The following is a 14,505-nucleotide window of genomic DNA, read 5'->3' on the forward strand; positions in this document are numbered from 1 at the left end:
CTGCGCGCATGGTTCATCGTTACTCGGCGGGCAATCCACTTCATCCAGAGGCCTTGAAAGAGAAGCAGCGATCGCTTCGCGCAGGTTTTCCAACGCCTCTGACCCTGCGTGTTCACCGCGCCCTGTCCTGGCTTCGCCGCGCTGTAGCGGAGGACGAGGACCAGGACGTTCGCTTCATTCTCCTCTGGATCGGGTTCAATGCTGCCTATGCTGGCGACGTCGAAGCCTCGGCCAGTAGCTCAGCCCCTGAAGGCGAGCGCGGCCTGTTCCAGACGTTCTTCTCGACACTGGTGAAGTTTGACGGGCGCCACCGGGTCTATGACGCTGTCTGGCAGCGTTTCAGCCAGGAGATCCGCCTCCTGCTCGATAACCGCTATGTCTATCACCCCTTCTGGCAGTATCAGAATGGTGTGCCCGGATACGATGATTGGGAGCAGAAGCTTGAGCGTAGCCGGACCGCCATCAATCATGCCTTGCGCGAGCACGACACAGTCCGGATCCTCTCGATCCTGTTCGATCGGCTTTACGTTCTGCGTAATCAGCTCGTGCATGGCGGCGCAACCTGGAACAGCGATGTCAATCGCGACCAGGTGAGGGACGGGGCGTCGCTGCTGGGTTGCCTGCTGCCGATCTTTGTCGATCTGATGATGGACAATCCGCAGCACGAATGGCCGATGCCGAACTATCCTGTCGTGGAATGATCAGAGCTGGCAGTCAGGCAGAGGCCGGGTCTGAGCGAAATCTGAAACTCGGCTAGCTCGCTCACGACATCTTCGCTCATTCCTGAGAAGAGTTCGATCAGCTCGTCCTGCCGCGGTTGCCCGAATGCCAGTCGATAGCTCGCCAGCGATTTCTTCAGGTTCTCATAGCGTTCCAGCTCACGGCTGAAGGGGGGCATGAGGACCATGCGCTCGATCTTCGCCTCGCCGGGATATATCCAGTAGGGCACGATATCGCCGGCATGCCCATCGGCCGTTTGTTGATCCTGCGCCGCCTTGAACATGGCAGTCCATGGTGCCTCGGCGCCGACGAGCGCCGAAGCGCAACTGCCGAAATCTGCCGCGATATTGCGGCGCACCGCATGATTCTTGAATCGATGGACACGGCCCTCGCGCTGTTCGATGTCGACCGGATTGCGAGGAAGGTTCCAGTGGACGATCCGCGCGCAATACGGGTGAAAATCGAGGCCCTCTTGCCCGATTGACGTGGATGCCAGCACGAACGGGCGAAAAGGCGATTTGAAAGCGGCCTGGACGAGAGTGGTTCGGCGAACGCCCTTTTCCTCTTCGGCTTTGGTCGCGAAGCGCATGGCGAACCGCGCGCGGATTTCGAAGGTCTGGTCCTGCAAGCGTGCGCGGCCGGCCGTCCAGTGGTCGAGCGTAATCTGAGCGGGCCGCAGTGCGACAACCTCGACCACCTTCATGGCGATGAGCCGGGCTCGTTCGGCCGCATCGACTTGCTCGGCGCGTTCACTTTCTAGGACCAGATGGAGATACTCATCCAGCACCGCTGCGAGATCGTGCTGCGCCGAGTGTGCGTTGACCTGGCGCCAATAGTTCAGAGGCGAGACTTCCTCCAGCAGAGCGCGGCTCTCTGGTTGGTTGTACAGGCTGCGAAACCCGAGCGCGACCACGATCGCCGCGCCGACTAGCGCCGGATCGTCGATCTGCAACTCCGGGCAAAGGCGAGCGAGCGCGCGAAGTGCGCAGGTCGCAGGCGAGCCAAGCGCAAATTCCGCCAGCTTGTCGACTATGTCTCTTGGATCGGGGGCGCCGTGATGGTCGTCGGAATCCAATGCCTGCTTAATCGCTTCGATTGTCCGTGCCATCGCGCCATGTTCGTCATGCGCATCGTGCTCAATGGCACCGACGCGGCCCCAGTCCACACCCCGGTCCAGTTCGGCCTCGATTGTAAGGGGCAACAGGCGGTCGGATCGCTCGGCCAGTCGGGAAAGACACGCCGGATTGAGGCGTTCCCCCAGAACCTGACGAACCTGGACAAGCAGTTCAGCATAAGTGCCCGCTCGTCCATGGCGCTGTTCTAGCTGCAAGGGATCCACCCAAGCGGCAAGGGTCGGAGACGGACACAACATCGGCATCATTTCTTCGACGCCGATTGGGCGGCTTGTGCGCCCCACCAGGTCCGGTGACATGTTCATGCGCCGGCTCGCCTCATGCGAGAGAAGTGCCGCAATCGCATCCGGGACCATCGACCAGTCCGAGAAAACCAGCGTCTTGGTCGCAGGGACAGGCTCTCCGAACGAAGGACGGGAAGGCGGAATCCACAGCGCACGATCAAGGCCGTATTGGAAGGCCGTGTCGGCGAGCGCGCGCATTCGTCCGTTGCGAAGTGGTATCTCAGCGAAGTTTTCGACTTGAGCCTTGTCGATGAAGTACGGCGCGGCGGCTCTAATCGCCGTGCGCAGCTCCCTGGCCGGCCGCAGCTTAACTGCCTGCAGGCGCTCTCTCAGCTTGTAGCCGCGCATGAAGTTGAGAAGGTAGGGCGACGACTTCCAATATTCGACGATGCCGGGCGCACTGACGAGCTCGGCCACCTGCGAAACCGCTTTTGCCTCCCTCAGGTCGTCCGTCTCTATCGTCAGCATGGGCTTCAACTCCCTTACCAGCGAGTTGCGATCCGCGGTGGAGTCCACGCGCTCCGTCCGGGCAACAACCTGGCTGAGGATGTGATGCACGCGGTCGCGTTGGAAACGCGCGGCCGATCTTGACGCAGGCATGGCTTGCAACGCACGTCGGAATTTCGAGAGCTCAATCTCGAGTTCACTGACACGCGCCTCGCCGTCCACGTCGCCGAACAGAAAGCGCATGGTTCGCAGGAAGTCGCTGTAGTGATCGCCTTCTTCCGGATCGTCGCTGCTCAAGGTGAGCATCCGGTACGGCGTAGCGGACAGCAACAGCAGGCGTGCCGACGAGCCGTCCGGGCCGGAGTAGGAAAACAGCGCCCGCGCAAGCTCCGCAGCCGCTGCTTTTTCGGGTGCAAGACTCTCATCGTGCTCATGCAACAATTCGGCAAACCGCTGGAACTCGTCCAGGATGATGAGATCTGGGGTAAGTGCATCGACGCATATCCGTGCCAGGATGCGGCGAAGTTCCCCGATTATCGCGGCCGGGCGCTGGTCGGGTGGGTAGTCCGGACTTTTCTTGTTCCGTGCCAGCTCCGATGCCTCGCGAATGCGCAGGATGAATTCATCCCCGATAGCGTCGTTGAATTTCTCGGATATCTCCTTCGAAATCGACTGGGCGCGCATCCAGTCTGTCCAGCCGGGCCAGTTCTCAGGCGTAACTCCGCCGCGAAAAATGCGCTGCACACCGCCATGCCGGATGCCGAGCCTTTTTCTCAGCATCTCATAAATGAGAGCGCGCTCTTTTGCCGTCCCCAACGACGACTTCAGATCGAGCGCCGTCCCCGGTGTCAGGCTGATGAGATTAATGGGCCTGGATGCGATCCCTCCTTCCTGCTCGATCTCAAGCGGCAGGAGGGTGAGGCGGGTGTTCAGCGGTTTCGTCGCTGATCCGATCACATTGAGTGACTTGATATTCTGCTCGGCTATCGCCTGGTTCGAGCAGATGTAGACCACGTCTATCCGGTCAACCTTCCCGGTCAGTTGTTCGATCGTTTTGGCGATAACGCCGCGCGCAACCATGGTCTTTCCCAAGCCGACTTCGTCGGCAACGAGGAACTGACGCGTAGTCGAGGCATCCGTGAACAGGCGCTGGAAGACATAGTCGACCGTGGCGCGCTGGAAGGGCTTCAAGAGCTCCAAATGGTCGTTCGCCCGATAGCTCACTGTCGTGTTCCCTTGGTGGCCAGGAGCGGCGCAAAACTTGCCCAAAGCGCGAGAAACTCCGGCGGAACAATGTTCGCGCCGCCTTCCGGATCTTCGAGACGCTTGATGAGCTGATCGATCTCGACGAGCTCGCCGCTATCGAGACTTAGAGCGCGGACCATCGGTTCGAGAAGCGATGCTCCGCCCTGACCGAGCCGGCGCAGCCATTGCCCTTCGCCAGCAGTCTCGCTCTCGAGGAAGCTACCTTCCCCCAAGCTCCCGAGTAGCAAGCTCAAATATCGGAAGAAATTCTCGACATTCGCAATGTGCGCCCGCAGTACGGCGGCGTCGCGCCCATCAGGCACCCCGACCAGCCGCGCGCCAAGGGTGAAGGCGACTTCCACGCCAGTCCGCTCGTCGCGAAGGCGGATTCCCAACCAGCGGGTGACCTCGCTTAGCGGCACCGAACCAAGCGTCATTCTAGGCTGTGCTTTCGCGAGCAGCGCCGCGGCATCATACCCCCGTTCGTTCGCAACGGTGATTGCGCGCATGAAACAGCTTACGCCGTCCGGTAATTCCAGGGATGGGGCTTTGCCTGCGATCTCGACTTCGAGCGCGATGGTATCCGTCAATTGCGTGCAATGAAGGTCGAGCGCGATCGCCGCGATTTTGATGCGCAGTTTCTCCAGCGCCTTTTCGGCTGCCGCCGCGGCGTCCTGCTCGGGCGGCTCGGATGGCGTATAAGGGGCCAGGAGGCGCCGAAATCCCTCCGAGAATACCGCATCCTCAATCGTTCCCATCCGGGATTTCGGGCCATCGAGCGTCGCCATGACCTCTACGTTCTGCGTTCGGCCTCCGTGGGTCGGCACCAGCGCAGCCGTCGTCGCATTTGCGGAACCAAGGTGAATGTGCAGGCGTGAGCCGCGCTCGACGACATAGGCCTTGGCGTGAAGACCCTCGAGATCGGCCGAACAAGCCCCCTCGCGGTCTTCTTTCTCGTATTCGGTGGCGCGGTCGTCGAGGGTTTGTATCTCAAACAGACTGCGAATGGCCGGTTTGACGCAGTCGAGTTCCTCGGCTCGCGCGACGAGCTGGCAAGATGCGGGATCATCGTATCCCGAAGCCAGTTGCTTGAGCGCGTCCCCGCTCACGAATGGGGATAGGATTGCCAGGCGCTCCCCCTTTTGCGGGGCCCAGGCTCCCGCTTCCAGGCCGTTGACAGCGAAGCGGATCTTGGTTGCCCCGGCAGGGAGATCGTTCCACCAGCAGCGAGCGAGATCGCGCAGCAGCGCAGGAAGGAACTTGGGTGCGGTCGGCCGATTGGCCGCATTCGCCAGTCCCGGAAGAGCGCGTAAGAGCCCGACGACTGGTTCATTGCCTTCGCAAATATCGTCGGTGACCGTGCCATCGAGGCAAAGCGCCAAGTCCCAGCATCGATCATTGGTCAGGTTACGCGAGAGAATCGCCAGCCGCATGCGGATGGGCATCCCCTTGCGCTCCGGTTGGAAACGGATGCACCACAATTTAGGATGAAACGCGCCGCCGGCCGGCGCCGCAACCTCGGTGATGGTTTTCTCATAGAGGGCCATCAGGCGCGCTGCATTCGGGCGCGCTTCCTTGATGCGGCCGCGATCGCAGTAAATGGCCATCCGGCCCGCCATCCGTTCGACGCTTTGCAGCAGAGCCAAGGGGCTGCGCAGCATCTCGTCGCGATTCTCCGCGTCGCGAAATACAATGGCGATCGGGATCGCGAGGGCGGTCTCGAAATCGAGCGAATAGGTGGTGGCTATCGCGTTGTCGAACCTATAGCCGTCGGGTGAGCGCATGAGCGACGTATAGAGTTCGCGATTTTCAGGGTCGAAGGCGGGATCAACCGGCATCGGCAAGCTCCCCGAGATAGCGGCTGGCGATGCCCCACCTGAAATCGAGTCGCGCGTCCCCCGAAGCCCCTGACCAGCGTTCAAGCGGCGCATCGTGAAGGAGCCTTGCCTTCATCCGTTTCAGCCCATGCTCCCGCTGCTTGAGCAGTTCTATCGCCTGGTGATCGGCTTCGACTGGGCCAGTGCCATCTCGGGCGATTGTCACCCATCCCCGGATGAAGTCCCGTGATGACTTGGTGAGGTTGTGGCTCGTCCTGCCAATCAGGCCGAAGAGATCGTCGAGATCCCAGTCGTTCAACGCCAGGTGGTCGATCTCCGACTTCCAAGCTTCGATGCGTGAGCGATAATCCGCCGCCAGCGTCGACGCATCGGCGTGCTTCTTGGCGTTTGGCCGCTCTGCAGCACGAAGGGCCAACAGGAGATTATAGAGAAGGCTGGCTCCGTACATGACCCCCGAAAATCGTTCGGCGTGCCGGAGGATCGCGCGATTGGCGTCTGACATGGTGTCTTCGCTGATCTGCCACGGCCAATCATCCGCGAAGGATTTGCCCTTGCGAGCGAGCTCGTTAAGCAAGCTTGAGCCTGCATGGCTTTCGATGCGGTCTCGCAGGAAATCGGCCTCGCCATCGGCCAGGGCGAAGGAAGCCCGATCCAGTAGATTTGCGGGCGGCTTCGGAAGGTTCGGCGCCCATAGCTTGAGATCATGGTCCTTCAGGCTTTCGGGACCATAGGACAAGAAGGTCGAATGGCTGCCCGGCAGTGTCCGAATGCCCAGAGTGCTCAAACCTGCCCAGTAAACACTTGAGGGAAGCCGCTTGAGTTGTCGTCCAGCAAGACGGCCAATTACATCAACGGTTTCTCCACCACGCAGCAATGCTTCGCTTAAGTCGAACTCCATGTCGCGAGCAATGATCGTACGTTCCGCCTGCGTGGCCTTGCGACTCTGTGCTTCCAGATAGATCCACGGAATGAACAGCATGTATCGCAGCCGCGTCTGGATCGTGCTGGTTCCGGGAAAGAGGAGATCGGCCAGCCCGTCACGCACGGTGCCGAGGCCGAGCTCGTCGCGAGCCTCGGGCTGCTTGAACAGGTCGATCAGGGTTTGAGCGCGGCGACGCTCTTCCGGGTCAAAATCAATCCAGGCGAGATAGGACATGAATGCTTCTTCGGGACGTGCTGGGAAGGGCAGGGCGGCGAGGTCAGGTTCTCGGCCCGATCACGGCGTCGAGCCGACGCTGGATGGAGAGACCTCGATAATCTCACCCCTGGTCATCAGGACGATCATTCCGCGTTCGGCGCCAGTCATGTCGAGATAGGCTTGCACCTGACCTCGATAGTGCTCGAGCGACAGAGCATCGGGTGCTACATCGCTCTTCCAATCCACGATCATTCCCGGCTTGCCCTCAGACGTCAGGGTGAGAGCGTCAGCAATTCCGGAGGTCGCATATTCATGCCCATCCGCGGTGTGGCTCGCAAACACCGGGAACTCGGCTATCAGTTCGCTCCGCACTGCTGCAATCGGATCAAGCTTGAGTGTCTTGTCGACGCAACTGGCCAATTCCTCGGGGGATAGGCCTGTCGCGGCATCGCTAACCGCAGTTCGGCCGAATTGAACGATCAATTCCTTCGCTCGCTCGGTCAGCGAACCAAGATCGTCGAAGATTTCGCCCGTCAGAACCTCCTCCATCAGCTTGTGGAGGATCAGGCCCCGCTCGCGGCTGCCTTGAATGGCGATCTGCGGCGGGAGCTCCTGAGGTTGCCTGTCGTCGGAATCTGTCCAGAGGTCTGGTTCCTCCTCGACGACTACGGGGCCGGAGGTATTTTCGCTGCGGCTCGGGGCGAGCCAGGTCAGACGGGCCTGTCGCCGCAAGATTTCTTCAGCTTCCGCCGCAAATGCCTCTCTCGTCTGCGCGTTGCCCGCTTCCCCTGCTGGCGATGGCACGCGCTCCGGCAGATCATCGGGATTGAGTGCTGGAAGCTCGGCAAGCGAAAGGTCGAGCAGACTTATCCATGCCGACTTCGATGGTGAGACATCGAGGCGAGGAAGAATCAGCAATTGCCGCGCCCGCGTGGCCGCCACGTACCACAGACGTATCCGCTCCCGATCCAGCTCGAGCTTTTCGGCCTCGATCGCCGCTTCGTGCCCCTCGGGGGGCACGCCGAAGATCGGGCAATAGAATGTATCCGACTGGCGGTCTGTCACCGCGCTATCGGGACCCATGACGCCGGTCATGGTGTTGATTGGTATGACAATAGGCCATTCGAGGCCCTTCGCCGCGTGCATCGTGAAGAGCGAGATGGCTTCCTCTTGCGCGTCGGGGCGACCTTCGACTGCTCGAGTCTCATCCTCCCACGCCGTAGTCATCGCCTCAGAAAACGACCGCAGGCCGCGCACCGCATATGCAGTCGCAAGATTGAGGTAGAGGTCGACATTGGCGAGCGCGCGCTCCGCCTGACCGCGATGGCGCTCGACGAGAATGGGCCTGATACGCAGGACATCAATCGCCTGCGACAGGAGTTCATGCGGCGTGGTGCTGTTCGCTCGCCGCGCAAGAGCCTGCAGTTTCACCAGGACCGCCCGCGCCAGATCGTGAGTGATGGAGTCGGTATCGACGGACAGGGTCAGACGCGGGATGCGGTCGGGTTCGCTCTCATTGCGCGGGAGAGCCCAGACGATGTCGAGCAATTCTTCATCTGTAAGGCCGACCAATGGCCCCCGAAGCAGCGCGCCCAGCGCCAATGTGTCGCGACGGTCAGCAAGGACACGGGTGACCGCGATCAAATCCTGGATTTCCTGACGACGGAAGAGCCCTTTGCCGGCTTGGGTCGCAACCGGGATACCGCGGCGTTCCAAAGCTTCTTCGTATCGCCATAGTTCGGCGCCTGTCGGGGCGAGCAAAGCGATATCGCCCGGTTGGCAGAGACGCGGAGTCCCGGTCCGGCGATCGACGATTTCCTGCCCGCCGATCAGACGGGCGCACAGGTCGGCAACTGCCTCGGCTTCACCGTCCCGTTGCTGCTCCACCTTCGCTTTGCCATCCTCGCCTGCAACCGCGACGTCGAGGGCAGCTACGCACACGCCCTCGATGGGATCGGAGTGGAACGCATCGAGGGCCGTGAAGCCCGGTTGGCCATCGGCAGACAGGACCGCTTCGAAGCGCGCGTTGACGAAGGTCAGAACGGAGGCGCACGACCGAAAATTGGTCGAGATGGAGAGCAGGCTTTCCTGACTCTGCGCGATAAACGCGCTGCGAGCCTGTACATAGGCACCGACGTCGGCGCCGCGAAAGCGGTAGATCGCCTGTTTCGGATCGCCCACGAGAAACAGTGCGCCCGGACGGATACGGAAGTCCGCCCAATCGTCGCCTTCATGCTGCGGATCACCGCATAGCCGCCAGAAGATCTCGGTCTGGAGCGGATCGGTATCCTGAAACTCGTCGACGAGGACGTGGGCAAAACGCTTGCCAAGCGCCTGGCGTACGGCCTCATGACTGCGCAACAGGTCGCGCGCGGCATAGATCAGGTCGTCGAAATCGAGCTGCGCGCTTGAACGCTTGTAGTCGCGGTAGCGTTCGAGGATTGGCGCGGCTTCTGAGACAAGCGCTGCCAGAACGTGGCTGGCAACCGCCTGCTGCATTGCGGACCACGTCGTGCAGCTTTTCGCGTACAGATCGTCGGCGGCGATGTTGAGCTGCTCACCGTCGGCTTTGGACAAACCGGCCTGCTTCGCCGCTTCGACCCACTTCCCCTTCTTGCGATAGGCGGCAAATCCACCGGTCTTGGTGCAAACGTCCGGATGGGGGCGAGCCACCAGCAACTGAACAAGGCCCGCTGGTGATTGGGGGTCGGCAACCGCGGCTACCGCTTGAGCCATCTGCGCGAAGCCTGCCGCATAGGCGGCTGTCTCGGGCTCGTGGGCCGAGGCATTTTTGATGAAGTCGCCAAAGGCTGTGGCCGCCTGTTGGAATTCGGCCATGAGCGGAGCGAACGGGGACGGCGCTGGTGCCTTGAGAGTTCGCCTGCTGCGCAAATTGGCCGCGATCTTGTGAAGCAGCTCCACCGTGCTTTTCGGATTGTAGAGCACCATTTCGGCAATGATGCCGCCATGTTCGCCGGATAGCCGCTCTCGCAGCCAGCCATCAACGATTTCGAGAAACGCAAGATCAGCCAGGTTCCGATCCATGACCGTCGCGCCAGGATCGATGTCTGCCTCAGCCGGGTAGGGCTTGATGAGACGCTGGCAGAAGCCGTGAATCGTCGAGCAGGTGACTTCATCGATCGCCGCGCTCGCGGTGACGAGATTGTTGCGCTGGGCATCGCTGAGGCCATCGGGAAGTGCGACTTTAAGCTCTGGCGCGATGCGGCCTTCGCTCAACTCGGCGACAAACTCCCTGACCCGCGACACCAATTCGCTTGCCGCCAGTTCGGTAAATGTCACCGCAGCGATGGCGCGCGGAGAGGTTCCCTCCGCGAGCATTACGGCGATGCGCCCCGCCATAACCGCGGTTTTGCCCGAGCCAGCGCCAGCCTCCACGAGGATCGAGCGGGTATGCCGACCAATTGCATCGAAGCGGGCACCGTCGTCCTTCAGTTGCGCAGCCATTGTCGTCATCACTCCGCCTCCCACACCTGAGCCGCATCTCCGAGCATTGCCGCCGCGATTGGACGCTTGCGTTTGCAGTAGGTTGGGCCGGCGTTTGCGGGCAGGGCGAAGGCGAGATCGTCGTAATCATCGCCGGTATCCGGGCCGGGGATCGCCAGCCCGGATTGCAGGTTCGACCGGGCAGCAACAAGGTAGCCGGTGACCTCGGACAAGGCGGCGTCGGGATCGTCGAGCTGGAGGTCCAGGTTCTCCCTAGGATACAACAGCGACGCGGTTATGCTCACATCCTCGCCCAGCAAGGATTTCACGGCGAAGCCATAAAGACATCGTTGAAGCTCCTTGCCCCCGTTGAGGCGAATGGCCGACCGTGGTGCGCGTCCGGTCTTATAGTCTCGCACGATGGCGCACTTGCCATCGTCAAGAATGTCGAGGCGGTCGATGTAGCCCTTGATCGCAAAGCCTGCGCCGGGAATTTCGACCCTGGTGCTCGGATCCCAGGGAATGGCCCCTTCCGATTTGGGCATGGATCCACCGAACGGCACCTCGGCAAAGCTTTGCGCTGCCGCCAGTTCCAGATGGCCATAGGTCAGGGCATTGCTTGCCGTCACTCGAGCGTCTGAGAGCGTGCGCGTCCAGATGATCGCCGGCGGCACCGGACGTTCACTTTCCCAATCGGCCGCCACTCGGGCGGCCGCACTCCCGACCAATTCGTCGATAACTTGCGCCGTTGCGCTGCCGAGACCGCCGGCGGCCTCGATGTTCTGGAGCGCGATGTCGAGCACCATGTGGACAAGGTCGCCCATTTCCAGCGGATCGAGCACCAACGGTTCGGCTCCGGCGTCAGGGGCGCTCCAGTGGAGTCCATAAACCCAGACAAAGCCGAGGGGGTTGCGGAGCAGGCGTCGCAGCGAACTGGCTGACTGCGTGCGATCGAGCACGGCCTGGATCAGGGGATGGTCTGGTCTCACCTTGCCATCGTGAGCGGTAATCTCCTCCCGCTTCCAATCTCGCCAGCAGGCCAAGGCGCTGACCGCTTGGGGATAGGCGCGAAACTCTTCCGTTCTGGCCATCAACCGATCGGTCTCGCTGAAAGCATGAAGCGGAACCGCATTGCGGCGAAGATACATCTCGCTGCCAAGTCCGGCGAGCAGTGGACTGCGCCCGAGGAGCCGGCCATCGCTGTCGCGGCGGGCACGAGACAGAACGAGCTGGCCGGATGTCGTCGCCAGAATAGTCTCGAAATCACGCCTATCCGCCTGATTGATCGGAAGTGGATCGAGCACATGGGTCGGGATGATGTGATCGGGAATCAATCTGTCTTCAGAAATGCCGCGCGGCCAACGCGAGGAATTCAGGCCGATCAGACGGACAAACCGGCGCGGTGATGCGGCAAGCGCACTTGCCGGCATCCACGCAACCGAGACGCAGGAATCGAGACCGTCATCCTGCTTCAGGTTTTCCAGCGAAGCGTCGATCGATGAGGCCGGCCCGGCCATGAGTGCCTTGCGCCAAATCGCGAGCGCGCGGCCTTCAAGAAAGGCTGGGCCGACTTCATCGGCAGCGTCGGACCCTTTTGCGAGCAGCTCGATCACGGATTTCAGTGCAGGGGAATAGTCGCTTCCATCCGGCCAATCTTTGGCTGCGAGACCCGACAACAGTCGGTTCCACGCAGCAGACGTCGCCATCGGCGCGTCGGTTGGCAAGACGCGCAGCCACCCTTCCGGCAGTGCTGAGAGCGCGGGACCATTCGAGCAGAGTGCGGCGAGCCGCCGGATACGGGTCTGCGAAAGGCCGCGAACAAGAATGTCGGCCAGCGCCGCCGCGGCCTGACCGTCGCGGGTCGTGACTGTCCTAACCCCATGGACAAAGTGCAAATCGATGTTCGCATCGGACCGTAGCGCCAGGAAATGATCGTCATATTCGGCAGGCGACGCTGATGCGATTGCGATTTCATGCGGGGCGACATCGCCGGATGCCAGAAGGGATCGTACCCAGCGCAACGCCTCGATAGCCTCGTGGAGACCCGAGGCGGCGCTTGCGAGGCTAACCTCGGGATGCTGGGCCGCTGCTTCGACTACCTTTATCGGGGACCCAGCCAACCAGGCCGGAATCCGGCGCGGCCCGGCATTCCACGTCACCGGAATCTCGGTCGCGAGCTCGATCAGCAATGGGCGCCAGCACGGCGAAAGCTCGGTCAATCCCTCAACGGTCAGGGCGCCGAGCACCTTCTGAGAATGATGAATTCGGCTCCGCGCGCAGGCGACGATATCCATCGGCCTGAGCATTCCTGCGGGAAGTTCGGCCAGAACAGCAGCTTCGAGGTGGGCCAGCGCCTCTAGCCTGGGATGGTCTCCTGCGCGTGCGGAGAGGTCGATCCCGGCCCGCCAAACCTTGTGAAGAGTGTCGGCCGCAGCGTTGACCATACCGGGGAGCGACTTGATGTTTTCCAGCTCACCCAGCGGCGTATTGGGAAGCACAGACTGCAATGTCGAACGGAGCGTTTCGTCGTCAATCGGCTTGATGAAGCCTCCGGCCAGTCGCACCGCTGATTGCTCGAACGACATGATCTGGGTGCCATGGTGCCGATCGCGTGCAGCATGCAGCCGCTCGCAGCGCATGGCATGTCTTCCGTGACATACAATAGTTGAACGCCCAGCCGCAGTCACAATCGATATCCCCCCTGACAACAGTCAGCAAACTATACGAATTTGCTACGCCGACTTGGTGCGCAGATTCGTGATCCTCGTGATTATTGGCCCCCACCGACGAGTAGCTCTTATACAAGCCTTTTGGTGATCCGATGCAAGGTGCCTGAGAGGGCTTTTGATCGGATTCGAGCTTGCTGCGACCGGTTTTGTCGTGGAGACTGTTTTGAGATGGCCGATGCTAAGGGCAGGATTCGGCCGAGAGGCGTCGGGGGAAATGATGGGATTGTTCAACCGGATATTTGCCGGGCAAAAGATCGACGAGCGGGCGTCCGATTACACCCTTGTCGCCGCGAGAACGCTTAATCAGGCTGCAGCCGCCAGCGCGGAAACGCTGGAAGAATTGGCAAGGCAGGAGATCTCCGGACGCGACTGGCTGGAAGCCTCACGATCCGAAACCAACAGCCCTCCGCTATTCCTTTCGGTCGGGCCGTCCGACATTCAGGAGAACACGCCGTGACCCAGAGGATGGCGAAGCTCGATCGCTCGCTGAAGCTCGTTCATATGTTGTGCGACAGCGGGGAAGGCCTGACACTCGACGAGATGGCTTCCGGGCTCGGGGTTACCAGGCGGACCGTTGAGCGCTTGCGCGACGTGATCGCGCTTCATTTCGATGTGGTCGAGGAAAGCGATGGGCGAACCAAGCGGTTCCGCATTCGAGATGCATTGAGGCGGGTGTACACGCGCCCCACGGCTGCCGAGATCGCGGCACTCCAGGCTGAAGCCGACGCTCGCAATCGCGAGATGGCACCTCAGGCAGCATTGCTCTCCAGTCTGCTCGACAAGACAAAGGCTGCATTGGATGATCGGGAGAAGCGAAGGGTCGATCCGGATCTCGAATCCTTGGCCCGCCTTCAGCGCAGCCGGGTCCCCGCCGGTCCGGCCGTCGTCGCCGACCCGGAAAATTTGGCCGCTATCCAGGGCGCCATCATGGCCGGGCAATGTGTGGAGTTCGATTATCGCGCTGACGGGGTCGATCTCCCGCGGTGGCGCCGCGTGATACCCTTTGGCCTAGTGCATGGTCCCATCACCTACCTGATTGGCCAAATGCCCGATCGCGATGCCGATCCCGTGCCCTTCCGTTTGGATCGGATGAGCAACGTGCGTGCGGCCAACACGTCGGGATTGCCCCCAGCGGACTGGGACATCGACCGGTGGTTATCACAAAGCTTCGGCATTTGGCGGGAGGAAGATCACGCGGTCGTGTTGCGGGTGCTTCCATCCTCGGTCGAACGCGCACGGCACTGGCGTTTCCATCCCGCTCAGGAACTGGAAGAAACAGATGAAGGAATGATCGTAAGGTTCCGGGCCGGTGGCCTCCGCGAAATTGCCGAGCATCTTTTTACATGGGGCGGCGAGGTTGTGATCGAAGGCCCCGATGCGCTCAAAGCGGTCATGCGGGAGCGGCTGGATGCGGCAAGCGCCTGCCTGCGACCGCTTTTGACGCAACATGACGCTAGGGCAGGGGCATGAGAAAGCCCGATTCTGTTTCTGCGCTCAATGACTTTGGCCGCGTTCGGTTGTCGAAGT

8 protein-coding genes are annotated in these 14,505 nt (G+C 61.4%); 3 read left to right on the forward strand and 5 right to left on the reverse strand.

Features of this window, described 5'->3' with window-relative positions; translation table 11 throughout:
• The first annotated feature begins 8 nt into the window (after nucleotides 1–8).
• Nucleotides 9–701: a HEPN domain-containing protein gene (locus tag ACM608_RS03740; RefSeq protein ID WP_141459419.1), complete on the forward strand. Its 693-nt coding sequence runs from the start codon at nucleotides 9–11 to the stop codon at nucleotides 699–701.
• On the opposite strand, the gene ACM608_RS03745 is transcribed toward ACM608_RS03740, so the two are convergent.
• From ACM608_RS03745 to ACM608_RS03765, 5 genes are read right to left on the reverse strand one after another with little or no spacing between them, the layout of a single operon-like run.
• On the reverse strand, nucleotides 683–3,808 hold the full coding sequence (locus tag ACM608_RS03745) for a helicase-related protein (RefSeq protein WP_141459417.1): 3,126 nt from the start codon (nucleotides 3,806–3,808) through the stop codon (nucleotides 683–685). The genes ACM608_RS03740 and ACM608_RS03745 overlap by 19 nt on opposite strands.
• Nucleotides 3,805–5,667, reverse strand: coding sequence for a phospholipase D family protein (locus tag ACM608_RS03750; RefSeq protein WP_141459415.1), 1,863 nt, complete (start codon nucleotides 5,665–5,667; stop codon nucleotides 3,805–3,807). Before ACM608_RS03750 ends, ACM608_RS03745 begins: the two co-directional genes overlap by 4 nt.
• Nucleotides 5,657–6,823 carry a DUF6361 family protein gene (locus tag ACM608_RS03755; RefSeq protein WP_141459413.1) on the reverse strand — a complete coding sequence of 389 codons (1,167 nt, stop codon included), beginning with the start codon at nucleotides 6,821–6,823 and terminating at the stop codon, nucleotides 5,657–5,659. Before ACM608_RS03755 ends, ACM608_RS03750 begins: the two co-directional genes overlap by 11 nt.
• 60 nt (nucleotides 6,824–6,883) lie before the next feature.
• Entirely contained in the window at nucleotides 6,884–10,270 is a 3,387-nt protein-coding gene (locus ACM608_RS03760; RefSeq protein WP_419681906.1) for a UvrD-helicase domain-containing protein, read from the reverse strand.
• 8 nt (nucleotides 10,271–10,278) lie between these two features.
• A complete protein-coding gene (locus tag ACM608_RS03765; protein WP_141459409.1) occupies nucleotides 10,279–12,888 on the reverse strand; it encodes a PD-(D/E)XK nuclease family protein in 2,610 nt (869 codons plus the stop codon).
• A gap of 205 nt (nucleotides 12,889–13,093) precedes the next feature.
• Here ACM608_RS03765 and ACM608_RS03770 point away from each other — a divergent pair, with 205 nt between their 5' ends.
• Nucleotides 13,094–13,435: a hypothetical protein gene (locus ACM608_RS03770; protein WP_141459407.1), complete on the forward strand. Its 342-nt coding sequence runs from the start codon at nucleotides 13,094–13,096 to the stop codon at nucleotides 13,433–13,435.
• Nucleotides 13,436–13,443: 8 nt separating this feature from the next.
• Nucleotides 13,444–14,448 (forward strand): helix-turn-helix transcriptional regulator, encoded by a 1,005-nt coding sequence (locus tag ACM608_RS03775; protein ID WP_419681908.1) that lies wholly within the window; start codon nucleotides 13,444–13,446, stop codon nucleotides 14,446–14,448.
• Nucleotides 14,449–14,505 lie beyond the last annotated feature (57 nt).

This window comes from Sphingomonas sp. ID0503, assembly GCF_048565625.1.
Classification (GTDB): domain Bacteria; phylum Pseudomonadota; class Alphaproteobacteria; order Sphingomonadales; family Sphingomonadaceae; genus JBLZUR01.

What these genes read in the sequence shown, in the direction of transcription:
- ACM608_RS03760 (WP_419681906.1), bottom strand. Translation starts at nt 10,270, where the DNA reads ATGGCTGCGCAACTGAAGGACGACGGTGCCCGCTTCGATGCAATTGGT.
- ACM608_RS03755 (WP_141459413.1), bottom strand. Translation starts at nt 6,823, where the DNA reads ATGTCCTATCTCGCCTGGATTGATTTTGACCCGGAAGAGCGTCGCCGC.
- ACM608_RS03750 (WP_141459415.1), bottom strand. Translation starts at nt 5,667, where the DNA reads ATGCCGGTTGATCCCGCCTTCGACCCTGAAAATCGCGAACTCTATACG.
- ACM608_RS03765 (WP_141459409.1), bottom strand. Translation starts at nt 12,888, where the DNA reads ATGCGCTGCGAGCGGCTGCATGCTGCACGCGATCGGCACCATGGCACC.
- ACM608_RS03740 (WP_141459419.1), top strand. Translation starts at nt 9, where the DNA reads ATGGTTCATCGTTACTCGGCGGGCAATCCACTTCATCCAGAGGCCTTG.
- ACM608_RS03775 (WP_419681908.1), top strand. Translation starts at nt 13,444, where the DNA reads ATGGCGAAGCTCGATCGCTCGCTGAAGCTCGTTCATATGTTGTGCGAC.